We start from the raw sequence: 24,804 nt of genomic DNA, 5'->3' as shown, positions 1-24,804 counted from the left end.
GACCGGGCGGGATTCGCGGCTTGGCTACGCCATGCCGTTAGCCCACCTTCCCCCGGAACATGTCCCGGAACTGTACCGGTACAGTGTAGAGCGCCGTCCGAGCGCTTGAAAAGCGGGCGAAAAGCGTCTGTTTCGAGGGGTGTCGCCTGGTCGACATAAAGATACAGAAATGCGCCATCAGTTTGCCTGCATCTTCGGCCCGCCCCCACAAACTCGGGCCGGATCGACCAAATTACGTATTTGAAACCGGGTTTTTCTGCAAAAATGCCGACCTTTTTTGTTGGTCGATTCTTTGCGCAGGTAAACCCATGACTGATCAAGTAAGCACCCTCTATGCCAAATTGCTCGGCGAGACCGCCGTCATCGAGTGGAAAGCCCTGGAGCGTTTCTGGGCCAAGGGTGACCTGATTTGGGTCGACCCCAGCCTTGACCTGATCACCGTTGCCGAGGCGATGGCCGAGAATCGCAGCGAGATCTTCGCCAAGTGGCGTAGTGATGGCACTGTCGGGCCGGTTTCCGCCGAGCAGGCGCTCGACCTGCAAACCCGCGATCCAGAGATCTGGGCGGTGGTGGTTTCGCCGTTCATCGTGATCCAGGCGAAGAAAGCGGAATAAGCACGCGCTTTTTTAGTGCGTGAAAATGCGCAGGCGCCTCGCGGTGGTGCGCGTTGACGCTCACGTAAGGTGGAAACAAGTAACAGTGGTGGGGTGATTTGGCGGGGCGGTAACAGTTTACGGCATGCGTAACGGGGGGCGGGTGATCGCCCGTAGGAGCCGGCCTTGCCGGCGAACACCGGCGCCGCCGGTGCCAGCCACCGTGGCGCTTGGTTCGCCAGCAAGGCTGGCTCCTACAGGCGTGGGGCGACTCAGTAGTCTACGCGCCCGGTATGGCTGTTCAGCGAGATCACCCGGGTCTTGCCGATGCGGTGCCTGAAGATCTCGCGCAGGTACTTCACCGCCTTCTTCACGCATTCGCGCGACAGGCGAATGTCGTTGATCGACACGAAACGGCTCTTGTCGTTGATCAACTCGCGGTACTTCTTCTCGTACATCGGCTTGATCGCGTACCAGTTGGTGTCGAGGATCTTCGCCGGGTTCTCGAATTCGTTCAGCAGGTCGTCGATGCTGTCTTCATCGAAGTGCTCGCTGGTGATGAAGTCGAGGATGGCGTTGTCCAGGGTGTCGTCGAAGCGGTACGGGGTGCGGGCGAAGCAGCGCTTGATGAACGCCACGATCAGGGTCAGGAAGTCGTCCGACAGGCACGGGCTCTTGGCGATCAGGGTGGTCAGCGACAGGTTGGCCGAGGCGCCGATCACCAGCGCGTAGCGCTTGAGCGTGGTGTTGGGGAACAGGCTGTTGAGGTGGGTCTTGAGCCGGTTCAGGTCCATGTACGACAGCTTGTAGTCCTTGGGCAGCGAGACGATCGACACCACCGACGAACAGTTCTTGAAGAAGTGCAGGTCATGCAGCGCCGCGGCGTCGTAGCCCGAGGCCTGGTACTGCTCCAGCGCGGCGCGGTAACGGCGCGACTCGATCGGCAGCAGGCTGATACCTTCGATGGCCTGGGTCTGCTTGTTGAAGTGCGGCAGGTCGATGGAGCGGAAGAACAGGTCGTCGATATCCAGGCGCGGTTGCTCGCGCTCGAACACCTTGAACTTGTCCGAACCCTGGGCCGGGATCTCCGGCACCACCGACTCGGCATAGGCGATGGCCACGGGGCCGGCCAGGCTCATGAACAGGTCGTTGGCGTCCAGGCGGATGGTCTCGCCGATGTCGATGCCGGCGCGACGGAAGTAGTTCTGGTCGTAGTCGGTGGTCACCGCCTGGGCGGTGAGGATGTTGAAGATCTGCTGGGAGATGTACTGGTTGGCGTGCTTCTCCATGGCGTTGACGTCGATGTTCTGGATCGTGCCGTCGTCGCTCTCTTCGGCGTAGCGCATGATGTCGTTGGAGATCAGCATCATCGCGTTCCATGGGCGAATGCGGCCCATGACGCTGGCTTCGCTGCTGTCTTCATTGTCGAAGTTGTATGAGAAGTCCCATTCCTCCGACAGGTACTTGCACAGCAGGCGCCCGGCGTTGATGTGCAGGGCTTCGGACATTTCGCTGCGGTGGTCGGAGGCGTTCGGCAGTACGCAGATGCCGCTGGTGAAGATCGGCTCGAAGACGAACGAATGCCCGCTCTTGCCGTCGTTCTCGTCGGCCGGCTTGGTGTCGAAGGTCTTGTTCATGTACGAGTACTGCTGGGCCAGGCCGAATTCCGAAGCCATGCCCGAGCCGGTACCGCCGCCAGCGCTGAAGATGTAGAAGTACAGGCGCGACTGGTTGGCCTTGATGCCGCAGGAGTCGATCAGGTACGAGTGGATCAGCTTCCAGTCGGCGCTGGAGAAGCGCTGGGTATCCTTGTTGAGGATGATCTTGGCCAGGTACTGGCCGAGGATCGGCGCGTTGCCGGCGCCACCGGCATGCACCTCGGACAGGTCCATGATCTTCATCTTGCTATAGTCGCGCAGGAAGCCGCCGCGCTCGCCCTTGCGCGAGAAACGGATGCGCCCGGCGATGTCCTTGTCCAGGTCACCGAGCATCACCAGGGGCTCTACCAGGAACACCGGCTTGGTACCCTTGTTCTGCACCAGGCGCAGGTTCTGGCGGATCCAGCGCGCCGGGCTGTAGCCGGTTTCGCCCTTGTGCCGGTCCTCGTTGTTGAACTCGTTGAGGAAGAATGTGCGGGCGTTGTACACCAGCTCCGCCACGTCCAGGGCGATGTTCGAGCCGCAACGGCCAAGGCCGATCAGGCACACCGAAGGGAACTGCTGTTCCAGGCGCAGCTGGTCTTCGCTCTCGACATGCAGGTTCTGCGGGAACACCAGGTCGCGCAGGCCGTCGAGGTTGTCGAGGATGCGCTGGATGTCCTGTTCGGTGAAATACAGGTACTGCTGCGCCGGCAGACTACGGCTGGCAGGAAGTTCTCGAGCACCACCGGCGGTCAGCGACGTGGGAGTGAGCGACGACTCAGGGACCGCATTGGCAGAAGTGTTCGTAGAGGTCATAGTGCGCCATTTGCCTGGAGTGGTGGGTTCCCCGTTGGAATATGTCATCTAGCCATCACGGAGAAATTTCGCGACTTTATCAGTGCGTCTTTTTCTTGTGCGATAGGGGTTTTCCCTAGGCGTTCTAAGGTTTTCTCCTCGCACCCGCATTGCATCGTCCGTTTGTCACGCTTCTTTAATCTGGAGTCGTCCATGAATACTGCTTTGCCTTCGCTGGGGTTCGCCGGGATCGGCCTGATGGGCTTGCCGATGTGCTGTCGGCTGCTGGCGGCCGGTTATCCGCTGACCGTGTGGAACCGCAGCCCGGACAAGTGCGCCGAACTGGTCGCGGCGGGGGCGCGTCTGGCCGCGAGCCCCGAGGATCTGTGCAATGGGACGGACATGGTGTTGCTGTGCCTGGCCGACACGACGGTGGTGCGCGAGGTGGTATTCGGCGAGGGGGGCATTGCCAGTGGTGGGCGCAGCGGCCAGTTGCTGGTGGACTTCTCCAGCCTGGAGCCCACCGCCACCCGTGAAATGGCCGCCGAACTGGCGGCACTGTGTGGCATGGCCTGGCTCGATGCGCCGGTCTCGGGCGGTACCCCGGGCGCCGAGGCCGGTACCCTGGCGATCATGGTCGGTGGCGAGGCCGCGGACCTGGAGCGGGCGCGCCCGGTGCTCCTCACGCTTGGCCAGCGGGTGACGCACATGGGCGGTGTCGGCGCGGGGCAGGTGACCAAGGCCTGCAACCAGATGATCGTGGCTTGCAATGCGTTGGTGATCGCCGAGGTGGTGGCCCTCGCCGAGCAGTCAGGGGTGGATGCCAGCTTGATCGCCGAGGCATTGGCCGGTGGTTTCGCCGACTCGAAACCCTTGCAGATCCTCGCCCCGCAAATGGCCGAGAGCCGTTTCGAGCCGGTCAAATGGCATGTGCGCACCTTGCTCAAGGACCTCGACACCGCGGTGAAATTCTCCCGCGAGCAGGGTTCGGCGACACCGCTCAGTGGTCTCGCCGCGCAACTGATGCGCCTGCACGGTAGCCAGGGCTACCTGCAAAAAGATCCGGCGACCCTGGTATCGCTGTATCGCAGCAAGGGCTGAGCGTGTCGTGCTGGCGGTCGAGCCGTTCGAGCACTGGCCGCAGTTCGCTGGGTGGCAACGGGCGGCTGAGCAGGTAACCCTGCAGGCAATCGCAGCCGTGGGCGGCGAGGAAAGCCTGTTGCTCGGGCGTCTCGACGCCTTCGGTGACCACCTTCAGGTGCAGGGTGTGGGCCATGATGATGATCGCCTGGACGATTTCCCGGTCCTTCTGGTTGCCGGGCACTTCCTGGATGAACGAACGGTCGATTTTCAGCACGTCCAGCGGCAGGCGCTTAAGGTAGGCCAGGGATGAATAGCCCGTACCGAAATCGTCGATCGACAGGGCCACACCCTGGGCGCGGATGCGCTTGAGCAGCTCGATGGTGTGGTGGATGTCGCCCATCAGGGCGTTCTCGGTGACTTCCAGTTCCAGCTGCCGTGCAGCCAGGCCCGCCTGGAACAGCGCCATCTCCACTTCGCTGGCCAGCTGCTCACGGCCCAGGGTGAGCGCCGAACAGTTGACCGTGACCTTGAGGTGGCCATAGCCATGCCGGTTGAGCTGGGCCAGGTCCTCGCAGGCGCGGCGCAGCACCCACAGGTCGAGCTCGGCGATCAGGCCGTTGGCTTCGGCGATGGGGATGAAACGATCGGGGCTGAGCAGGCCATGTTGCGGGTGCTGCCAGCGCACCAGGGCTTCGAGCTTGCTCACTTTTCGGCTGTGCAGGTCGAAGATCGGCTGGTAGTACACGCATAACCCTCGTTCCTCGAACAGTGCCAGGCGCAGTTCCTCTTCCAGTTGCAGCTCCAGGGTGGCGCGGGTCTTCAGGCCGCTGCTGAAGAAATGCAGGCTGTTGCGCCCGCAACCCTTGGATTGATAGAGGGCGAGGTCGGCGTTCTTCAGCAGTTCCTCGGTGCTGTGGCCGTCGTCGGGGAAGATGCTGATACCGATGCTGGTGGTCATCACCATGCGCCGTCCGGCCAGGTCGATTGGCTCCTTCATCCGCTGCATGATGCGCTGCGCCAGGTGGCGCGCCTCGTCGCGGCTGTTCAGGCTGGTGACGATGCAGAATTCGTCGCCGCCAAAGCGCGACACAAGGTCGTTGCCACGGGTCGCGGCCTTGATATGCCCGGCGATGACCTTGAGCAGTTCGTCACCGGCGACATGACCGAGGCTGTCGTTGATGCGCTTGAAGTGGTCGATATCGAGGAACATCACCGCCAGCATGCCATCGCTGGCGGTCTGTTCGGCCAGGCGCTCGGCGAATACCTGGTTGAAGCCTCGGCGGTTGACCAGGCCGGTCAGGGCGTCGTAGTGCGCGGCCTGCTGCAGGGATACCCGGGCCTGGTCGAGTTGGCTGAGCAGCAGGTTGACCCGGCGCAGGTCGTGTTCCTTGCTTTGCAGCTTCTTGTCGGCCAGCGCGGCGCTGATGCTGCTGCCGCTGATCAGCAGGGTGATGACGGCAATGGTCAGCGCCAGTTGCAGGCTGTTGTCGGCGGCGGGCAAGCGCAGGGCGGTCTCACCAGGGATCACCAGGGTCATCGCGGCCATCCCGGTGAAATGGGTGAGCACGATGCCGCCTGCCATCAACACGCTCGCACCATGTTTCATCAGCAGGTGCAGGGTGCCGCTGCCCTGGCGGAAGTAGCGGGCCATCAGCAGCGCCAACAGGCTGGTGGCCATGGCGATGGCGATGGACGCCAGCAGCAACCCGGTGTGGTAGTACTGGTGGGCGCTGGTCTGCAGTGCGGCCATGCCCACGTAGTGCATGGTGCTGATGCCCAGGCCGATGAATAGCGTGGCCTGCAGGTAATGGCTGCGGCGCATCTCGCCACGGTCGAGGCTGTTCATCGCCAGCCAGGCGGCAATCAGTGCAATCAGCAGTGACAGTGCCGTCAGGGGGGCGTCGTAGTGGAGCTCCAGCGGAGCCTGGAAGGCCAGCATGCTGATGAAATGCATGGCCCAGATGCCACCGGCCAGGCAGCAGGCGCCCAGCACTCGCCATTGTCGGCGCGCCGTGGGGTCCTCGCTATGGCTCTGGCGTTCGGCCATGTCCAGGGTGGCGAAGCAGGCGGCACTGGCCACGGTGAAGGCGAGCAGCACCAGGAAGGGGTTGTGTCGGCAGTCGAGGATGATTTGTCCGGTCGCCGGTAGCTCGGCGAACAATCGCAGTCCCAGCCACTCCATTGCAGGCCTCTTCGTCGAGTGAGCCCTTGTCCCCACTGAGCGCGGATGGAGACTGTTCCTGCTGGAGTATAGGAAGGGGTGCTTAAGCCTTCCGGATTAATGGCACTTTGATCTCTATCGTTTGGATATGAGGTTAATAGCGCAGTGGTCTAAACGGGTGTTTTTTTGTGAGCGGTTCGCCGGCAAGCCGGCTCCTACAGGTACTTGTAGGAGCCGGCTTGCCGGCGAACGGGGTATCAGCCCGCTACCAGCACCCGAATGGCTTCCAGGCGCAATGCTGCTTTTTCCAGCGCCGCCATGCCCTCTTCACGCTGCTTGCGCAGGGCGTCGATTTCAGTGTCGCGTACGGTGGGGTTGACCGCCTTGAGCGCAGTCAGGCGCGCCAGCTCTTCGTCTGCCTCGGCCGCCAGGCGCTGCTGGGCCTGGGCAACACGCTCCTCATGCGTCGGCAGGACCTTTGCCTCGCCTGCGGCGATGCGCTTGGCCAGCACGTCGCGCTGGGCCTGGACGAACTTGTTGGAGCTGGCCCGTGGCACGCTCTCGAGCTGATCGTTGAGCGTTTCGAAGGCCACGCGCGCCGCCAGGTCGTTGCCGTTGGCGTCGAGCAGGCAACGCAGCGCCGCCGGTGGCAGGTAGCGGCCCAACTGCAGGCTGCGCGGCGCTACCACCTCGCTGACGTACAGCAGCTCGAGCAGCACGGTGCCGGGCTTGAGCGCCTTGTTCTTGATCAGCGCGACCGCGGTGTTACCCATCGAGCCGGACAGCACCAGGTCCATGCCGCCCTGGACCATCGGGTGTTCCCAGGTCAGGAACTGCATGTCTTCGCGCGACAGGGCCTGGCCACGGTCGTAGGTGATGGTCACGCCTTCGTCGTCTCCCAGTGGGAAGCTGGCGTCGAGCATCTTCTCGCTGGGCTTGAGCACCAGGGCGTTCTCGGAATGGTCCTCGCTGTCGATGCCGAAGGCGTCGAACAGGGTTTCCATGTAGATCGGCAGGGCGAACTGGTCGTCCTGCTCGAGGATCGCCTCGACCAGTGCCTGGCCTTCGCCGGCGCCACCGGAGTTGAGCTCCAGCAGGCGGTCGCGGCCGCTGTGCAGCTCGGCTTCGAGCTTTTCACGTTCAGTGCGGGCTTCAACCACCAGCTTGCCCCAGGCTTTCTCGTCACCTTCGGCGAGCAGTGGCAGCAGGCGCGGGCCGAACTGGTGCTGCAGGGCGTTGCCGGTCGGGCAGGTGTTGAGGAAAGCGTTGAGGCCTTCGTGGTACCACTGGAACAGGCGTTCCTGCGGGCTGTCCTGCAGGTAGGGGATGTGCAGCTGGATCGTGTGTTTCTGGCCGATCCGGTCGAGACGGCCGATACGCTGCTCGAGCAGATCCGGGTGAGCCGGCAGGTCGAACATCACCAGGTGATGGGCGAACTGGAAGTTGCGGCCTTCACTGCCGATCTCGGAGCAGATCAGCACCTGAGCACCGAACTCTTCGTCGGCGAAGTAGGCGGCGGCGCGGTCGCGCTCGAGGATGCTCATGCCTTCATGGAACACGGTGGCTGGAATACCGGAGCGCACGCGCAGGGCGTCTTCCAGGTCCATGGCGGTCTCGGCGTGGGCGCAGATCACCAGCACCTTGGTGCGCTTGAGCATCTTCAGGGTGTCGATCAGCCAGTCGACCCGTGGGTCGAAGCGCCACCAGCGTTCTTCGTCGCTGGTCTCGCCCTGGGCCTGGAAAGCAACCTCTGGGTAAAGCTCGGCACGTTCGCCCGACGGTAGTTCGGCGTATTGCTCCGGGTTGGCCAGCGGGTAGGGGTGCAGTTGGCGTTCTGGGAAGCCCTGGATTGCCGCCCGGGTATTGCGGAACAGCACGCGACCGGTGCCGTGGCGGTCGAGCAGCTCGCGGATCAGGCGCGCACTGGCCTGGCTGTCGCCATCGCTGACTGCGGCCAGCAGCGCTTCGCCTTCGGCGCCAAGGAAGCCTTGGATGGTCGCGTGGGCCTTGGTCGACAGGCGGCCTTCGTCGAGCAGTTCCTGCACCGCTTCGGCGACCGGGCGATAGTTCTCGCTCTCGGCGCGGAACGCGGCCAGGTCATGGAAACGGTTGGGATCGAGCAGGCGCAGGCGGGCGAAGTGGCTGTCCTGGCCGAGCTGTTCAGGCGTCGCGGTGAGCAGCAGCACGCCCGGGATGACCTGGGCCAGTTGCTCGACCAGTGCGTACTCGGGGCTGGCCTGTTCCTCGTGCCAGACCAGGTGGTGGGCCTCGTCGACCACCATCAGGTCCCAGCCGGCGGCGAACAGCGCGTCCTGGGCCTTCTCGTCGTCGACCAGCCACTCCAGGGCCACCAGCGCCAGCTGGGCATCCTCGAACGGGTTGCTGGCGTCGCTTTCGATGAAGCGCTCGGCGTCGAACAGCGCCACCTGCAGGTTGAAGCGTCGGCGCATCTCCACCAGCCACTGGTGCTGGAGGTTCTCGGGCACCAGGATCAGCACGCGGCTGGCACGGCCGGACAACAGCTGGCGGTGGATCACCAGGCCGGCTTCGATGGTCTTGCCCAGGCCCACTTCGTCGGCCAGCAATACGCGCGGGGCGATGCGGTCGGCGACTTCACGGGCGATGTGCAACTGGTGGGCGATGGGTTGCGCACGCACGCCGCCCAGGCCCCACAGCGACGACAGCATCTGCTTGCTGTTGTGTTGCAGGGTGTTGTAGCGCAGGGAGAACCACGACAGCGGGTCGATCTGCCCGGCGAACAGGCGGTCGCTGGCCAGGCGGAACTGGATGAAGTTCGACAACTGCGTCTCGGGCAGCGTGTGTGGCTGGTTCTGCCCGTCGATGCCGTGGTAGACCAGCAGGCCATCGACGTCCTCGACCTCGCGCACCGTCAGCTTCCAGCCCTCGAAGTGGGTGATCTGGTCGCCAGGCGAGAAGCGCACGCGGGTCAGCGGCGCATTGCGTAGCGAGTACTGGCGGGTGTCGCCCGTGGCCGGGTAGAGCACGGTCAGAAGGCGGCCATCCTGCGCCAGGATGGTCCCAAGACCGAGCTCGGCTTCGCTGTCGCTGATCCAGCGTTGCCCCGGTTGATACTGCTGCGCCATACTGCCAAAACTCCCGCGATGAAAAAGCCGGCTATGTTAACGGATCGGCTTCGCCAGACCAATGAATGTGAAGAGTCTAGCGCTTTCATCGACGAATACCGTCCCGTCACGAGGGCCACGCGCCAACATGGTTGCCAAGCACCGCTGGTTGAACGTCACCTTGGGCCTGGGCAGCCTTGCGCTGCTGGCCGCCTGTGAACAGAAAAGTTTCGAAGTGCTGCCGCCGATCCCGGTCGAGCAGCTCGAAGTGCTGGGCGTGCAGACGCCGATCAAGAGCGTGCACTTCCACGACCGCGAGGGCGAGGGCCTGCTGGTGCTGAGCCGGGTCGACGGCCAGGCCACCGACCCCGACACCGAGGAAGAAGTCGACAAGGTGGTGCTCAAGGCCACCCTTTATGGCCGCAACGCTTCGTCCGATGCCTTCAAACCGCGTTGGCAGATCGAGCAGGAAACCACCTGTGCCGGCCTGGACCTGGATGTCGACTTCTACAACGACGTCAGTGACGTCACCGACCTGAACAAGGATGGCGTGGCCGAAGTGACCGTGGCCAGCCATTCCTTCTGCGGTGGCGGCATCGACCCCCACGACATCGCCATCGAGATGCGTGAAGGCCAGGCGGCCTACACCATCACGGGGCAATCGCTGATCAGCCCTCCCGGTGAAGACGCGTTCGGCGGCGAGCGCGAGGACAGCGCCTCGCTGAAGAGCGCCCCGCAGGTCTTGCGCGAGCACATGGACGCAGTCTGGCAGCAGGTCTACAAGCGGCCCTGGAGCGAAACCACCGCGCCAGCCGACGACGACCCGGAAGACGATACCGAGTAAGCGCGGGCTATACTTGCGCAGGTGCGGCGCTGTGACGCGCCGCACAGCCTGGCTCGCGCGCATTCAAGGCGGCTGAGCACCGGCCGACACAGTGGCCATAGGAGACCCTGCCATGCTGCCACCGATCATCCCGCTCAGCGCCGCGCCCGTCACGTCGCAACTCGACCCGGTCAAACCGACGCCGGACATCCCGCCGGTGGTGCCCGCGCAGCCGTCCTCCAGCGACGGTACCGTCGACCTCAAGCAGCACCGTGATCCCGAAGAGCAGGCGCTGTTGCTGCGCGAGGAACAGCGCCGCCAGCAGCAACGGCGCAAGAATGGCGAGGCGGAGCGCTTCGAGGCCGTGCCGGGCGACGAGCTCAACGCCGACAACACCGTGCCGGTGGCCCCCATGGGCGAGCGTACACGCCAAGGGTTGCTGGTGGACATCGAGGTCTGACCCCGCTCTAGCCAGCGGCGCCATCTACCTTCATCATTGAGGCCTCTGCTGTCCGTCGAGCCCGCCATGAGCCAAGACAACCTGATCGACTTCGGCGCCGAACGCGCCAAACGCATCCACGACCTCAACGACAAGCGCCTGAACGACATGCGCCAGGCCTTCGAACAAGCCATGCCGCTGGCTGCAACGAAGAAGAAAAAGCCCAAGGGCAAGCCCAAGAAGCGCTGAAACTTGATGCAGGTCAACCCTGCACCCGCCTCCCGTGCCCGGTCCCGGGCACCATTGACCCCGGTCAATTTACCCCCTCCCGCCATTGGTTACCTTGCACCCATCGGATGACGGCACACCAAGGGAGGGGCCGACATGTTCTTCGACAACGTGGTTATCGCGGGTGTGGTAACGGTCGGGCTGATGTTGGCGTTCTTCGCCGGTCTGGGAATTTTCATCTGGAAGGATTCGAACAAGCGCAAGCAGCGCTGATCCTTCCCGATTCACGAGCACGCAAGGCATTTAGGGCGACTTCGGTCGCCCATTTTTTTGCCTGGATTTTTTGCGCCCTTGGTGTAGGAGCGGATTCATCCGCGATGCGCCGTTACGCGGCGCTCGATTCAACAGGCGCAGCAACGCGCCTCAGCCAACAAGATGATTAGCTAGCTAATTAATGCTTTCCGTCTTATCCTCTCTCCCGTTGTCTATCGTTCTCTCTACACCCCAATCCCCCGCAAGGTCCGATTCGTGCCCATCACCTTCCAGGCCCTGTTCGCACCCAGCAGCCTCGCCCTGAAGTTCGCCCTCAAGACCTTGCTCGGTGGCGGCCTGGCGCTGTGGCTGGCGTTGCGCTGGGGGCTGGAGCAGCCTGCCTGGGCCTTGATGACCGCGTTCATCGTGGCCCAGCCGCTGTCGGGCATGGTGGTGCAGAAGGGCCTTGCGCGCTTGGCCGGGACGCTGGTCGGCACCTTCATGTCGGTGGTGTTCATCGGCCTGTTCGCGCAGACGCCTTGGCTGTTCCTGCTCACCCTGGCGCTCTGGCTGGCGCTGTGCACCGCCGCCTCCACCCAGTTGCGCAGCGCATGGGCATATGCCTTCGTTCTGGCCGGCTACACCGCGGCGATCATCGCCCTGCCGGCGATCGACCACCCGCTGCAGGTGTTTGACCAGGCCGTGGCCCGCTGCACCGAGATCTGCCTGGGGATCTGTTGCGCCACCGCCAGCAGTGCCCTGGTCTGGCCCATGCGAGTGGAACAGCAGCTCGCCGGCCAAGCACGCCAGGCCTGGCAGAACGGTTTGCAGGCGGCCAGTGCCATGCTCGCTGGCGAAGACGAGGCGCGCAAAGGGCTGCTGGAGACTCTCGGGCGCATCGTCGCCATCGACGCCCAACGCGAACACGCCTGGTTCGAAGGCAGTCGCGGCCGGCAACGGGCCCGGGCGATCCAGGGCTTGAGCCAGAAACTCATGGTGCTGTTGCGCCTGTCGCGCTCGGTGCGTCGGCAATGGCGCCAGCTCGACGAGGCCGAGGCCCGGCACCTGTTGCCCTGGCTGGATGAGGTCCGTGCCCAGCTGGCCACACCCAGTCAGCCCAGCCTGCTGGTGCTGCGCCAGCGCCTCTGGGATGCGGCCCACGACGAACGGATAAGCTCCGCCGAGCACTACTGCCTGGCACGCCTGACCCTGCTGTTGGACTACGCGATGGCCGCCAGCCAGGCCCTCGACGATGTGGAGCAGGGCAGGGCGCCGAAGGAAGTCGCGCAAAGCCTGGCCGCCCACCGCGACCTGTCGCTGGCCCTTTTGTTCGGGTCACGCAGTGCCTTGGCGTTCCTGGTGATGAGCAGCTTCTGGCTGGCTACTGCCTGGCCTTCCGCACCCGGTGGGCTGGTACTGACCTGCGTGGTCTGCAGCCTGTTCGCCAGCCGCGAGAACGGCGCGCAGATAGGCTTGAGCTTCCTGCGCGGCATCCTGCTGGCGATCCCTGCGGCGTTCCTGGTCGGGCAGATCCTGCTGCCGCAATGGAGCAGCTTCGCCATGCTTTGCCTGGGTATGGGCGTGCCACTGTTCTTCGGCGCCCTGGGCATGGCTCATCCGCGCATCGGCGCCACCGCCACCTCCTACTGCCTGCACTTCATCGTGCTGGTGGCGCCGCTCAATGCCATGCATTTTGACGTGGCGAGTATGCTCAACAGCGCCCAGGCCATGCTGGTGGGGGTGGGCGCCGCGGTGCTGGCATTCCGCCTGGTGGTGCTGCGCCATCCGGCCTGGCTGGGCCGGCGCCTGCGGGCGGCCACCCAAGGCGACCTGGTGCGCCTGACCCGGCGTGATCTGCGTGGCGCCGACAGCTGGTTTGGTGGCCGCATGGCCGATCGCCTGATGCAGTTGGCGCGGCATGCCAGCGAATTGCCGGAAGCTGAGCGCAAGCGTTGGGATGATGGCCTGCATGGCCTGGACATTGGCGACGAACTGGTGCATCTGCGCATGTGCCTGGCGGTGGCCAACGCCCCCCTGGGCAGCGCCGAGCGCCAGTATTTGCAACAACTGGAGGCGGTGCTCGCCAGCGGCCCGGCACCTGGCCGCGGCCAGCGCCTGGATGCCGCCAGTGAACAGTTCATCGACGCCTTGCGTCGCCAGCCGCCCAGCGATCCGCTGCGCCTGGCCGAAGGGGCGGTGTTGCAATTGCGCAAGAGCTGGGGCAAGTGGTGCCGCTGGCAGGAGGATACCCATGGGGTTGCGTGAGTGGGCGCTGGGCGGCGTGCTGCTCAGTCCGTTTCTGGTCTACGTGTTGATGGCGCTGTTGCTTACCGGCGTGCTGCGCCTGGTGGTCCAGGCCACGCCCCTGGGGCGCTGGATCTGGCATGAAGCGCTGTTCGACGCGGCGTTGTTCGTTTGTGTCCTGTACCTGGTGGTACGTCTACTGGGCCCAATGTAAGGAGTCGTTCGATGCGTACAGCCGTACGTACCCTGGTCACCCTCTGCGTGGTGATCCTCGCCGTATTCGCTGGCTACCAGCTCTGGCAGTACTACATGCTCACGCCCTGGACCCGGGATGCGCGGGTGCGTGCCGACGTGGTGGTGATCGCCCCCGATGTGTCGGGCTGGGTCAGCGCGCTCAAGGTCCGCGACAACCAGCAGGTCAAGGCCGGTGAACTGCTGATGACCATCGACCGCGAGCGTTTCCAGGCCGCCTTCGACCAGGCCAGCGCCGTGGTCGAGACCCGCACCCAGCAACTGCGTCTGCGTGATCGCGAAGCGGCGCGGCGCACGGCGCTGGGGACGGAGGCGATCAGTGCCGAGCTGCGCGAGAACGCCCAGATCAACGCCGCCGTTGCCCGCGGCGAACTGCACGAAGCCGAGGCGCAGTTGCAGGTGGCCAGGATCAACCTGGCCCGCAGCGAAGTGCGCGCCCCGCGTGGCGGGCATATCACCAACCTGCGCCTGGCCGAGGGCAACTTCGTCAATACCGGGCAGTCGGTGATGGCGCTGGTAGACGATGCCACGTTCTATATCCAGGCTTATTTCGAGGAAACCAAGCTGCCGCGCATTCGTGTCGGCGATACCGTGAACGTGTGGTTGATGGGCGCGGGCGAGTCGATGCAGGGGCATGTGGAAAGCATCAGCCGCGGGATCACCGACCGCAACTCGACACCCGACGGGCAGTTGTTGCCGGAAGTGGAGCCGACGTTCAACTGGGTGCGGCTGGCGCAGCGGATTCCGGTGCGCATACGGTTGGACCAGATTCCCGAGGGTGTGACCCTGAGCGCGGGGATGACGGCCAGTGTTCAGGTGCATGAGGACCAGGGGCAGCGATGAGCCTGGTCCAATGGGGCAATGGGACGCTTGGCGCCCCTGGCCCGGCTATGCCGGGCATCGCCAGCAAGGCTGGCTCCTACAGATGAGCGGCGCCAGTTCTCAAGGCTGCTGTGCGGTGGCCGCCAGTACGATTTCGCGAATGCACACCTGCTGTGGCTGCTGGTAGGCCCACAGGATCGCCCCGGCCACATCCTCGGCGCTCAGCACCACGCCGCCCATGTCATTGGCTTTCCAAGCCTCGTAGCCGCGCTTGATGTCCTCGTCGGTGGTATGCCCCAGCAACTCGGTCTCCACCGCTCCCGGTGCGATAGTGACCACGCGCACGTTGTGCGGTGCCAGCTCCTCGCGCAGGTTCTCCGACAAGCCATGCACGGCGAACTTGCTGCCGACATAGGCGACATGGTTGGGGAAGGTCTTGCGCCCGGCCACGGAGCTGACATTGATCAGCGTGCCATGGCGCCGCTCGAGCATGCCGCCGACCAGCGCATGCACGCCATTGAGCAGCCCCTTCACATTGATGTCGAACATGCGTTCCCATTGCTCCGGGTCCTGCTCGCTCATCTGCCCGAGCAGCATCACCCCGGCGTTGTTCACCAGCGCGTCGGCCGGCCCATGCAGGGTTTCGGCTTCCTTCACGGCCGCCACCAGCGCGGCGCGATCACGGATGTCCACCGCACGGCACAGGGCATTGGGTAGCGCCAGGGCTTCCAGGCGCTCCAGGCGCCGGGCAATCAGCAGCAAAGGGTGGCCCGCGGCGGAAAACAGACGGGCGGTGGCGGCGCCGATGCCGGAGCTGGCGCCGGTGATGATGATCAGTGGTTTGTTCATGGTGGCCTCCAAGGCATAATCGCTTTCGATGGCGGGGATTCTAGATAGCGCTTCCGGCCATGAAAAACGGCTTATTTCTCTGGCTGGCATCGGTTCTATCTATGGATATCCGTCATCTCAAGGCATTCATCGCGGTATTCGAGGAACGCAACATCACTGTAGCCGCCCAGCGCCTGTGCGTGGCCCAGCCGACCTTGTCGGTGACCATTCGCCAGCTGGAGGACGACCTGGGCGCCGAACTGTTCCTGCGCCAGGCCCGTGGCGTCGAAGTCAGTGAACAGGCTCGCGAACTCTACCCCCTGGCCTGTCGCATGGTGGCCGAAGCCAACGCGTTGCGCCTGCGTTTTCGCCAGGGGCAGGAGCGGGTGCCTTTGACCTTGGGCATCGAGGCGGACATCGCCCCGGCCCAGGTCGAATCCTGCGTGCGTCTGGCCAGCCAGGCTGTGCCCGGGTTGCAACTGACCTTGCTGGAAGGATGCGCCGGGGATGCGCGACTGGCCGACGAGGCCCAGCGGTGTGAGGACGAACTGTTCCTGCCGCTGTGGGAAGAGGCCTTTGTCCTGGCGATGACCACGGGCAGCCAACCGGATGGACGCTGGATCACCTGCCCGCAGCACCCCTCGCACCAGCGACTGATGAGCCTCTATGACGAGGGGGAGCAGGTTGGGCAGGCCGGCTCGCTGCAGCAGGCCCTGATCATGGTCGCCGCTGGCCTGGGGAGCGCATGGCTGCCCCAGTCGCTGGTCGAGCGGTACCCAGGGGTCTATTGGCAACCCGCCCCGGGGTTGTCGTTGCGCCGCCGTGTCGGTTTGTGCCTCACCACCCAGGCCCTGGCGCTGCCGGCGTTGGCCAGCTTGCACCAGGCACTCATGGGGACTTGATCGATCAGAGGAACATGCCGCCGGAGACTTCCAGGCGCTGCCCGGTGATCCAACCATTGCCCTCTTCCAGCAACAACGCGATGGCCGCGCCGATGTCATCGGGCAAGCCAACCCGCCCGAGCGCAGTGTTCCCGGCAATGAAATCGTTGACTTGTGCGTTGTCGCGTACCACCCCACCGCCGAAGTCGGTCTCGATGGCGCCCGGCGCAAGTATGTTCACCCGGATACCGCGTGGCCCCAGCTCCTTGGCCTGGTAGCGGGTCAGCACTTCCATCGCCCCCTTCATCGCCGCATAGGCGGCATAGCCGGGCAGGGCGAAGCGGGTCAGGCCGGTGGAAATGTTGACGATGCGTCCACCGTCGGCAATCAAGGGCAGCAGGCGCTGGGTCAGGAAGAAGGGGCCTTTGAGCTGGATGTTCAGCAACTGGTCGAACTGTGCTTCGCTGGTTTCGCTGAACGGCACGTTCAAGCCGATGCCGGCGTTGTTCACCAGGAAGTCCAGCTGACGGTGTCCAAACCGCTGCTCGAGGGTGTCACCCAGGCGCTCGATGAAGGTGGCGAAGCCGGCGCTGTCACTGACGTCCAACTGCAACATGGCAGCCCGCACGCCAGCCTGTTCCAGCCTTGCTGCCACGGCCTGGGCCTCGTCGGCCTTGCTGTGGTAAGTGCCAATGATATCGATGCCGCGGGCGGCGAGGTGTTCGGCGGCATTGCGGCCCAGGCCGCGGCTGGCGCCAGTGATCAAGGCGATCTTGCGAGTCATTGCGGTTACCTCGTGGTGGGGCGGTGGCTGTTGGCGACAGGTTATTGATCGGATGGTTGCTGTTAAATCCCGTGAATCCGGAAATACTGTTCGCAAAATTTGGACAGTTGGTACCATCGATGAACAAGCTGGAGCTTTTGCGCACCTTCGTGAGGGTCAGCGAGTTGTGCAGTTTCACCCAGGCCGGCGACAGCCTCGGGCTGCCGCGTTCGACCGTCTCCGAGCAGGTGCGGGCGTTGGAGAGTCTGCTCGGCACACGCCTGTTCAATCGCACCACTCGCCGTGTGCAGGTGACCCAGGATGGTGCATTGTTGTACGAGCGCAGCAAGGACCTGCTGTCGGGCATGGACGACATCGAAAGCCTGTTCCGCGCCGACGATGCCGAGCTGGCCGGGCGTCTGCGCATCGACCTGCCGACCATGATGGCGCGGCGGGTCATCGTGCCGGCCCTGCCAGGGTTTCTCGAGCGCTTCCCGCGCCTGGAGGTTGAAATCAGCTGCACCGACCGCCAGGTCGACCTGCTGCGCGAAGGGTTCGATTGCGTGATGCGGATCGGCGCCCTGGGCGACCTGGATGTGGTGGCTCGCCCAGTTGGCCGCCTGAGCATGTGCAATTGCGCCAGCCCCGCGTACCTGGAGCGCCACGGTATGCCGAGAAGCCTGTCGGACCTCGCCGACCATCGCCTGGTCCATTACGTGCGCACATTGGGTGCCCGCAGCCAGGGCTTCGAGTACGAGCAGGACGGCGAATTGCGTTTCCAGGCCATGGGCGGCGTGGTCACGGTCAACAACGCCGAGGCCTACTCTGCAGCCTGCCTGGCCGGCCTTGGTTTGATCCAGGTGCCGGTGGTCGGGGTGGATGAACACCTGCGTCGGGGTGAGCTGGTGTCGGTGCTCGAGCCCTGGCAGGCGCAAGCGATGCCGGTGTCGCTGCTCTATGCCCGGCAACGCCATGTGCCACGCCGGGTCCAGGCCTTCATGAGCTGGCTGGCGGTGTTGCTGGAACCCCAGGTCGATCCAGCGGCAGGCGCAAGCTGAACAAGGTGCCGCCCTGGACGCTGGACGCCACTTCCATATGCCCGCCGTGGGCCAGGGCGATCTGGCTGGCAATGTACAAGCCCAGCCCCAGGCCTTGTTGCGGGGTGTCGGACATTGGGCGAGTGAAGGGCTGGAACAGCAGTGGCAAGGTCTGTGCCGGAATCGGCGTGCCATGATTGTGCACGCTCAGGTTGAAGGTACGGGCCTCGATGCTGGCGCGCACGGTTACCGGACTGTCTGGCGCGCCATGGGCCAGGGCGTTGGCGATCAGGTTCGACAGCAGTTGCGTGAGCCGCTCGCGGTCGCAGTACAGCCCATCGATTTCACCGATCTGCAGGTCGATGCGCCGTTGCGGGTGCACCCGTTGCAGCTCCGAGGCGACATGGCAAAGGGCCTCGCGCAGGTCGTGGCAGGGCAGCAGGTTGAGCGCGATACCGGCCCCCAAGCGCCCACGGGCGAAGTCCAGGACATCCCGTACGAGCTGAGTGGCACGTTGGCCGCAGGTCAGGATGTGCCGAGCGATCAGCAGCTGTTTATCGTCCTGCAGGCGCTGGCTCAACAGTTCGGCGCCGGCGGTGATGGCGAACAGCGGGTTGCGCAGGTCGTGCCCCAGCACGGCGATGAATTGTTCACGCACCTCGGCCATGGCCCGTTCCTTCAACAGGGCCTGTTCGGTGCGTTGGGCGTTCTCCTCGCTCTCGATCTGAATGGCCAGCAGGCGGGCGAAGGATTCCATCATCGGCTGGATGGCGGTCCCCTTCAACGCAGTGGGGTTGGGGTCGAGGGCGCAGATGGTGCCGAAGAAGCTGCCATCGGTGCGCAGCAGCGGCACCGAGATATAGCTCTCGAAGCGGTATTGGCGCGGCGTGTGATGACGGCAGTACTGCTCGTCCTCGCTGGCCTTGTCTATCACGATGGTCTGGCGGGTGCTGCGGATCTCGTGGCACAGCGTGGTGGTCACGTCGAGTTCGCCGCCCACGTCCAGGCCGAAGCCCAGGGTGTCGAGCACGGCGCAGGCCGTCCAGCTGTTTTCGGTTACCCGCGCCACGGCGGCAAAGCGTAGACCGGTGGTCTCGCAGATCACCTGGAGAATGGCGGGCACCGCATTGATACGGCCGATGATAGCGATGTCGGTGTTGACGGCCTGGGTCATGAAAGGTCCGGAGTTAAAGCGGGTAAAAGGGGCCATGATCCAGTTTAGCGGGCTTGTGAAAAGCGAATGAAAAACCTTGGCGAACAGTCTCGCAGTTGCGTTAGGCTGGCACCTGCGCGTTGCCCGCCAGAGGCGACCGCCCCAGCCCGGCGTGCGTCACTTCCGAATTTCTTTGCGAGGTTACGTCATGGCCATCACGTCCCAGGACATCTGCAACGCCGCCGACCAGCTCAAGGGCTTCGTCGGTTTTCACGGCAAGCGCGGCACCCATATCGTGCGCTTTTCCGAAGATTCGTTCGGCATGGATGTGGCCGACGACAGCATCACCCCCTGCAGCGAGTTCGTCTGGCGCGCCGATGGCGACTTGCGCATGGCACTGTGCCGCGAGCGCCTAGCGCTGCTGTTCGGCCAGCATGTGGACGACCGCCTGAACATCGGCGAGCCACTGCGCCTCTACCTGCGGCGTACCGACCTGCCGGAAATCGTTGCCGAGCGCAGCCCCGTCATCCGGTAAGGTCGTTGCTTCAGGAGACACCCTGGCGCACCTCTCGCGCCGACAACAGAGCCTCGAAGCCTTCCCGGTCCACCGGCCTGCTCAGGTAGTACCCCTGCACTTCGTGGCAGTTTTCCTTGCCCAGCGCCTGGAGCTGCTGCTCGGTCTCCACCCCCTCGGCGGTGACGGTCAGGCCCATGGCCTGGCCGAGGTTGATGATGGCCTGAACCACCGCCTTGTCATTACCGCTCTGGCTGTTCAGCCCGGCGATGAAGCGCTTGTCGATCTTGATGCTGTCGAACGGATAGGTGCGCAGGTAGCCCAGCGACGAGTAGCCGGTACCGAAATCATCCATGTTCAGGCGCACGCCCAGCTCCTTGAGCGCGAGCATGGTGCCCAGGGCGCCCTCGATATCGTTGAGCATCACGTTCTCGGTGATCTCCAGCTCCAGGCGCTGGGCCGGGAAGCCGGTTTCCTGCAACACCTGGCGCACATCGGCGACCACGTCGCTGCGGGAGAACTGCGCGGGTGACAGGTTGACCGACACCAGCAACTCTTCCGGCCAGTCGCGGGCATTGCGACAGGCTTCTGCCAGCACCCAGCGACCCAGGGGCACGATCAGGTCGCTCTGCTCGGCCAGCGGGATGAACGTGTCCGGCCCCAGCAGCCCCTCCTGAGGGTGCTGCCAGCGCAGCAGGGCTTCGACCGAGACGATGTGCAGGTCGTCCAGGCGATAGCGCGGTTGGTAGTGGAGAACGAACTCATGTTGCTTGATGGCCCGGCGCAGGTCGTTTTCCAGCTGGCGACGGTACTGGATCTGTTGGTTCATCTCCGGCGAGAAGTAGCGCCAGGTGTTCTTGCCGTCGGCCTTGGCCTGGTACAGGGCGATGTCGGCGCAGCGGATCAGTTCGCCGGCATCGTAGCCCTGGACCCGGGTCTGGGCGATGCCGATGCTGGCGCCGATATGCAACTGATGCTCCTCGTAGCTGATCGGTTGTTGCAGCAGGTCGAGCAGGCGAGCGCAGAAACGGTCGATCTCGGTGCGGGTGTCCAGGCCATGCAACACCAGGACGAATTCGTCGCCACCCAGGCGGGCGACCAGGTCATCGTCACGGGTGGTGTCGCGCAGGCGGTTGGCGACTTCCTGCAGCACTGCGTCGCCCGCGGGGTGGCCGAGGGAGTCGTTGATCGGCTTGAAGCTGTCCAGGTCGAGCAGCAGCAAGGTCAAGGGCGGCGAGTCACTGCCACGCAGCAGCACCTGCTCCAGGTGGCGCGAGAGTTTGTTGCGGTTGGCAAGGCCCGTCAGGGCATCGTGCATCGACAGGTGCTGGATGCGGGCATGGGCGGCGACCTCGTCGGTGATGTCGCTGGCCGTGCCACGGAACCCGGCGAGTTTGCCGTCGAACATGATCGAGCGCGCCGAGACACGGCAATAGCGGTTCTGCCCGGTGGCGTCGTCGTAGTTGCAGCGCAGGTTGGCCAGATGTTGCGCATCGCTGTCGGCCTGGCTGTCGAGCCAAGGCAGCAGGGGCGTGGTGTCGCAGGCCAGCAACTGGTTGAGTGGCTGCCCCAGCCAGTGCTCGACCGGGTAGCCGGTCACCTTGACGAAACGTTGTGACAGGTAGGTCAGCCGATGGTGCCGGTCGGTTTCCCAGATCCAGTCGGACGCTGCCTCGGCCACGGCCCGAAAACGCTGCTCGCTGGCCTCCAGGGCTTGGTTGCTCTGCTGCAGGCGCAGCAGGCTCTGATCGATGGCATGGGAACTGCGCAAGGCGTGACGGAACAGGTAGACCAGCACCAAGCCCATGATCAGCAGCACGCCAAGCAAGGGCGGCAGCACCGCCCAAAGCAGCTGGCGGCCTGGCTGGGGGCTGTCCCAGGCCAGGTGGTAGCCGGTTTCGCCCAGGTCGATGTGCGGTTGCTCAGGTGCTTCGCCGGCATTTTTTTCCAGGCGCATCCTGGCCAGCCCAGCGCCTTCGCCCAGGCGGGCGAGTTTGGCTTCGGTCAACTGGTCGATGAACATCATCACCGGTGCATGGCTGACTTCGCCCTCGGTCACGTCCTTGTCGGGCCGTATTGCCGCACCGCTGAGCACCGCTGGCCAGCCGTTGAAGCGAATGAAATGAGTGACCTGTTCTCGTGCCGGGGCGGCCTGGCGCGCCTCGGCGATCAGCGCAGCCGGCGCGGTATCGAGGTAGGCGCCGACAGGCGAGTGAGTGGGCTTGCCCTTGAACAGCGCATAGGTGGTGGTGTCGTCCTCAACCACGAATACACCTTCGTAGCCGCTGGCGCTGTAAAGCGATTCGCCGACATTCTTCTCGTCATAGGCCCATTGCCAGTCGACCTTGCCGACCAGGTGTTCGTAGGCGGCGTCCCAGACGGCATAGCTGGAAAGAAACTGACGCGAGGCCAGCAACCGTTGCTCCAGCGCCTGGGTGGCGTGGAAGGTACTGCGCTTGCGTTCCTGCTGGTCGAGAGTGGCGGCGATGTTGAACAAGGCACCCAGGGCAATCAGGCAGGCCAGGCCGAACACGGCACAGAAACCACTGACCAGGCGACGCATCTGCAGGCGCGAGGTGGGCGTGGAGGGTGAAAGGTCGACGTTCCTGTCCATGTACGGGCGACTCCTTCGACAGCCGTCTTCCGCCCGAGCCTGGGGGAAGGTTCACTCAGGATAGGCCAGCCTGAGCGTGGTGACGCCGCCGCGGGCGAAATTGACCTGATCGCGCCCCTGGTGCTTGGCCGCATACAGCGCCCGGTCGGCCTCCGCCAACCAGTGTTCCGGGGTGGGCAGGCCTGGCTGGAATGCCGCCAGACCGATGCTCAAGCTGATGCGCAGGTCCGGCAGTTGCGGGTTGCGGTAGTCGCCCACGCGTTCGCGCAGGCGCTCCATGGCCTGGCAGGCATGGGCTTCCTGCGTGCCGGGGAGGATCACGCAGAACTCATCGCCACCGTAGCGCCCGGCCAGGTCATCCTCGCGCAGGCTGCGCTTGAGCTCCTGGCTGAGCTGGCGCAGCACGCAGTCGCCGACCACATGGCCGTAGGTGTCGTTGATGGTCTTGAAGTGGTCGATATCGATCAGGGCGATGACCGCCGGCAGTTGCTGCTGTTGGCAGATCTGGAACTTGAGCAGCAGCAGGTCCTTCCATGAGCCGTGGTTGAGCAGGCCGGTAAGGCTGTCGGTGCGGCTCAGGGCGCTCAGGCGGCGCTTGTGCTCGGCCAGTTTGATTGCCAGCTGGTAGCACACCCAGCCCAGGGCCAGCGGGTAGAGCGTGAGCATGGGCAGGCAGGCGAACACCTGCAACTGCGTGGCTTGTGGCTGATAACCGGTACCCAGCAGGGCGCTGGCCAGCAGCATCCCGCATGACTGGGCCAGCAGGCCCCGCAGTAGCAGGCGCTTGCCACCAGCGGCGACGTTGTTCATGGTCATCATCGACAGGATGGTGACAGTGGGCAGCGGATTGAAATGCATGGCAGCGGTCCAGAAGCCGCCCATGAGCGAGTCGATCAACAGGTTGCGCTGTTCGGCCTGGTAGGGGCTGGCCGAGTGCAGTGCCCACTGGTAGGCCACGTGCGGCCATGCCAGGCCGTTGAACAGCAACAGCGCCCACGCCCAGTGCGGCAAGGCCAGCGGTGCGACGGCGGCCATCACGCTGAACAGTCCGATGCCCAGGCCGATGATCCGCGGCAGATAGATGCGCCTGACGAAAGAAAGCCCCTTGCCGCTGCGGTTGTCGATCATGGTTGTCGTTCTTCTGTGAGGCGCCGTTTATCGCATAAGTCGTGTGAATATTGTTGAACAATCGTTCATCGGCGAAAAATGGCCTTGCAAGCCAATTCACGGTTGATCCGATCCCTGGGCGGTAACGTGAAGGCTTTCTTTTTGCTCGGAATGCTCTCGCTCATGGGCCCCCTGGCTATCCACCCCTGGCGAGCCGGCACCGCGCCGAGATGGATGTTCCAACAACTCGGCCGTGGCACGTCAGGTGTCGTTTTTCGAGGGTCTTGCATCCTTCGACAGCTTTGAAGGCGGCTTGCCGCTGTCACTGCGGACCTGGGCGTGGCTGATGAGGGCGAAGATGAAACTGCCGCCCATGATATTGCCGGCCAGGGTGGGCAGGGCGAAGTCCAGCCAGAATGCGCGCCAAGTCTGCTCTCCGGCCCAGACCAGGTAAGACACCTCCACCGAGCCCACTACTATATGAGTGAAGTCGCCCAGTGCCATCAGGTAGGTGATCATCAGGATGATCCAGATCTTGGCGTGCTCCATGGACGGTATCATCCAGACCATGGTGGCAATCATCCATCCCGAAACGATGCCCTTGGCGAACATCTGGGAAATGCCGTTCTCCATCACCTTGCGTCCCACCTCGAGGAATGCGCTGTCGGTCTTGGCATCGAAGATCGGCAGTTCGAGCATCACCCAGGCTACCAGCAACGTGCCCGCCAGATTCCCCAGCAGGACGATGCTCCATAGACGCAGCAAGCGGCCAAGGTTGGCCAGGGTAGGGGTGGTCATGACCGGCAGGACTGCGGTCAGGGTGTTTTCAGTAAACAGTTGCTGGCGAGCCAGGATCACCGCGAGAAAACCTGCGGCGTAACCCAGGCTGGCAATTACCTGGGTGCTGTCGCCTTCTGGCAGGCGGGCATAGAAGAGCCCCATGGCCATCAACGACAGGCCCATGGTCAGACCGGCCGCCAGCGCCGACCACCATAAAGCGGCGAGGGTACGTTCCAGTTCCTGATCGCCTTGGGAACGGATGATCTCGTGCAGCACCGCAGCCCTGGGGGGTTGGTTATGGCTGACTTCCTGCTCTTCGTCCGCCGATAGCCCCGGGGTCTTTTCACTTTGTGCATCGCTCATGGCCATGGCGCTCCGCGTGGGTGTTTCTCTACAGAGCAGAGGTCGTATCGAATAGTTGCCGGATGACTGCCAAACGGCGATTTAAAGTTTTTAGATCAAGGTGTTGACTCTAATTTCAAATCGCGTATTATTCGCCTCCTCGCAGCGTTGAACGCGACGAGGCAAGCGGTAAGTTGTTGAGGTTGAAGGTGTTTTTGAAAAGCAGCTTCGGAAAAAACTTCGAAAATAACGCTTGACACGAAATGAGGTTGGCGTAGAATGCGCGCCTCGGTTGAGACGAAACGCTCTTAACCAATCGCTCTTTAACAAATTGAATCAAGCAATTCGTGTGGGTGCTTGTGAGTACGGA

Annotated in this window: 21 protein-coding genes; 12 read left to right on the top strand and 9 right to left on the bottom strand. The window is 64.0% G+C overall.

Annotated features, from left to right (window positions below; translation table 11 throughout):
• Positions 1–308: 308 nt before the first annotated feature.
• The gene (locus NGM28_RS23980; protein WP_050704232.1) at positions 309–614 is read left to right on the top strand and encodes a DUF2288 domain-containing protein; all 306 of its coding nucleotides are present in this window, start codon (positions 309–311) and stop codon (positions 612–614) included.
• Positions 615–865: 251 nt separating this feature from the next.
• Here the strand turns inward: NGM28_RS23980 and NGM28_RS23975 are convergent, their stop codons facing one another.
• Positions 866–3,049, bottom strand: coding sequence for a hypothetical protein (locus tag NGM28_RS23975; RefSeq protein WP_252091788.1), 2,184 nt, complete (start codon positions 3,047–3,049; stop codon positions 866–868).
• A 192-nt stretch (positions 3,050–3,241) separates the two neighbouring features.
• On the opposite strand from NGM28_RS23975, the gene NGM28_RS23970 reads away from it, so the two are divergent.
• Positions 3,242–4,129 (top strand): NAD(P)-dependent oxidoreductase, encoded by an 888-nt coding sequence (locus NGM28_RS23970; protein WP_252091786.1) that lies wholly within the window; start codon positions 3,242–3,244, stop codon positions 4,127–4,129.
• Here NGM28_RS23970 and NGM28_RS23965 read toward each other — a convergent pair.
• Complete coding sequence (locus NGM28_RS23965; protein ID WP_252091785.1) at positions 4,029–6,293, bottom strand: putative bifunctional diguanylate cyclase/phosphodiesterase; 2,265 nt, start codon at positions 6,291–6,293, stop codon at positions 4,029–4,031. The two genes, NGM28_RS23970 and NGM28_RS23965, sit on opposite strands and share 101 nt — an antisense overlap.
• Positions 6,294–6,529: 236 nt before the next feature.
• Complete coding sequence (gene rapA, locus NGM28_RS23960; protein ID WP_240064773.1) at positions 6,530–9,376, bottom strand: RNA polymerase-associated protein RapA; 2,847 nt, start codon at positions 9,374–9,376, stop codon at positions 6,530–6,532.
• 127 nt (positions 9,377–9,503) lie between these two features.
• On the opposite strand from rapA, the gene NGM28_RS23955 reads away from it, so the two are divergent.
• The 7 genes from NGM28_RS23955 (at position 9,504) to NGM28_RS23930 (ending at position 14,436) form a co-directional block, all read left to right on the top strand.
• The gene (locus NGM28_RS23955; protein WP_213659884.1) at positions 9,504–10,199 is read left to right on the top strand and encodes a M949_RS01915 family surface polysaccharide biosynthesis protein; all 696 of its coding nucleotides are present in this window, start codon (positions 9,504–9,506) and stop codon (positions 10,197–10,199) included.
• Positions 10,200–10,311: 112 nt separating this feature from the next.
• The gene (locus NGM28_RS23950) at positions 10,312–10,638 is read left to right on the top strand and encodes an aspartate-semialdehyde dehydrogenase (protein WP_252091783.1); all 327 of its coding nucleotides are present in this window, start codon (positions 10,312–10,314) and stop codon (positions 10,636–10,638) included.
• Between the two features lie 66 nt (positions 10,639–10,704).
• Positions 10,705–10,866: a hypothetical protein gene (locus NGM28_RS23945; protein WP_240064775.1), complete on the top strand. Its 162-nt coding sequence runs from the start codon at positions 10,705–10,707 to the stop codon at positions 10,864–10,866.
• Positions 10,867–11,001: 135 nt separating this feature from the next.
• Entirely contained in the window at positions 11,002–11,118 is a 117-nt protein-coding gene (ccoM, locus tag NGM28_RS28735) for a cytochrome c oxidase subunit CcoM (RefSeq protein WP_011532604.1), read from the top strand.
• Positions 11,119–11,373: 255 nt separating this feature from the next.
• Positions 11,374–13,362 carry an FUSC family protein gene (locus NGM28_RS23940; RefSeq protein ID WP_240064776.1) on the top strand — a complete coding sequence of 663 codons (1,989 nt, stop codon included), beginning with the start codon at positions 11,374–11,376 and terminating at the stop codon, positions 13,360–13,362.
• Positions 13,349–13,555 (top strand): DUF1656 domain-containing protein, encoded by a 207-nt coding sequence (locus tag NGM28_RS23935; RefSeq protein WP_213659888.1) that lies wholly within the window; start codon positions 13,349–13,351, stop codon positions 13,553–13,555. The genes NGM28_RS23940 and NGM28_RS23935 overlap by 14 nt, the downstream gene beginning before the upstream one ends.
• An 11-nt stretch (positions 13,556–13,566) precedes the next feature.
• Positions 13,567–14,436, top strand: coding sequence for an efflux RND transporter periplasmic adaptor subunit (locus tag NGM28_RS23930; RefSeq protein WP_213659889.1), 870 nt, complete (start codon positions 13,567–13,569; stop codon positions 14,434–14,436).
• Positions 14,437–14,535: 99 nt separating this feature from the next.
• On the opposite strand, the gene NGM28_RS23925 is transcribed toward NGM28_RS23930, so the two are convergent.
• Complete coding sequence (locus NGM28_RS23925; RefSeq protein ID WP_252091781.1) at positions 14,536–15,264, bottom strand: SDR family oxidoreductase; 729 nt, start codon at positions 15,262–15,264, stop codon at positions 14,536–14,538.
• A 101-nt stretch (positions 15,265–15,365) separates the two neighbouring features.
• Here NGM28_RS23925 and NGM28_RS23920 point away from each other — a divergent pair, with 101 nt between their 5' ends.
• Complete coding sequence (locus tag NGM28_RS23920; RefSeq protein ID WP_252091779.1) at positions 15,366–16,145, top strand: LysR family transcriptional regulator; 780 nt, start codon at positions 15,366–15,368, stop codon at positions 16,143–16,145.
• A 4-nt stretch (positions 16,146–16,149) separates the two neighbouring features.
• On the opposite strand, the gene NGM28_RS23915 is transcribed toward NGM28_RS23920, so the two are convergent.
• Entirely contained in the window at positions 16,150–16,908 is a 759-nt protein-coding gene (locus NGM28_RS23915) for an SDR family NAD(P)-dependent oxidoreductase (RefSeq protein ID WP_252091777.1), read from the bottom strand.
• A gap of 119 nt (positions 16,909–17,027) precedes the next feature.
• Here NGM28_RS23915 and NGM28_RS23910 point away from each other — a divergent pair, with 119 nt between their 5' ends.
• Positions 17,028–17,945 (top strand): LysR family transcriptional regulator, encoded by a 918-nt coding sequence (locus tag NGM28_RS23910; RefSeq protein ID WP_252091775.1) that lies wholly within the window; start codon positions 17,028–17,030, stop codon positions 17,943–17,945.
• On the opposite strand, the gene NGM28_RS23905 is transcribed toward NGM28_RS23910, so the two are convergent.
• Entirely contained in the window at positions 17,884–19,098 is a 1,215-nt protein-coding gene (locus tag NGM28_RS23905; protein WP_240064781.1) for a GAF domain-containing sensor histidine kinase, read from the bottom strand. The genes NGM28_RS23910 and NGM28_RS23905 overlap by 62 nt on opposite strands.
• Positions 19,099–19,285: 187 nt before the next feature.
• Here NGM28_RS23905 and NGM28_RS23900 point away from each other — a divergent pair, with 187 nt between their 5' ends.
• Positions 19,286–19,612, top strand: a complete 327-nt coding sequence (locus NGM28_RS23900) for a DUF2025 family protein (protein ID WP_252091774.1) — start codon at positions 19,286–19,288, stop codon at positions 19,610–19,612.
• A gap of 10 nt (positions 19,613–19,622) precedes the next feature.
• Here NGM28_RS23900 and NGM28_RS23895 read toward each other — a convergent pair whose 3' ends face one another.
• The 3 genes from NGM28_RS23895 to NGM28_RS23885 form a co-directional block, all read right to left on the bottom strand.
• Entirely contained in the window at positions 19,623–22,205 is a 2,583-nt protein-coding gene (locus NGM28_RS23895; RefSeq protein ID WP_252091772.1) for a bifunctional diguanylate cyclase/phosphodiesterase, read from the bottom strand.
• 51 nt (positions 22,206–22,256) lie between these two features.
• Positions 22,257–23,333, bottom strand: coding sequence for a diguanylate cyclase (locus NGM28_RS23890; protein ID WP_252091770.1), 1,077 nt, complete (start codon positions 23,331–23,333; stop codon positions 22,257–22,259).
• Positions 23,334–23,573: 240 nt separating this feature from the next.
• Positions 23,574–24,455 carry a formate/nitrite transporter family protein gene (locus NGM28_RS23885; protein WP_240064785.1) on the bottom strand — a complete coding sequence of 294 codons (882 nt, stop codon included), beginning with the start codon at positions 24,453–24,455 and terminating at the stop codon, positions 23,574–23,576.
• Positions 24,456–24,804 lie beyond the last annotated feature (349 nt).

The organism is Pseudomonas sp. MWU13-3659 (assembly GCF_023757525.1).
Taxonomy (GTDB): domain Bacteria; phylum Pseudomonadota; class Gammaproteobacteria; order Pseudomonadales; family Pseudomonadaceae; genus Aquipseudomonas; species Aquipseudomonas entomophila_E.
The sequence above is the reverse complement of the archived record's forward strand: the minus strand, read 5'-3'. Positions and strand labels throughout refer to the sequence as shown.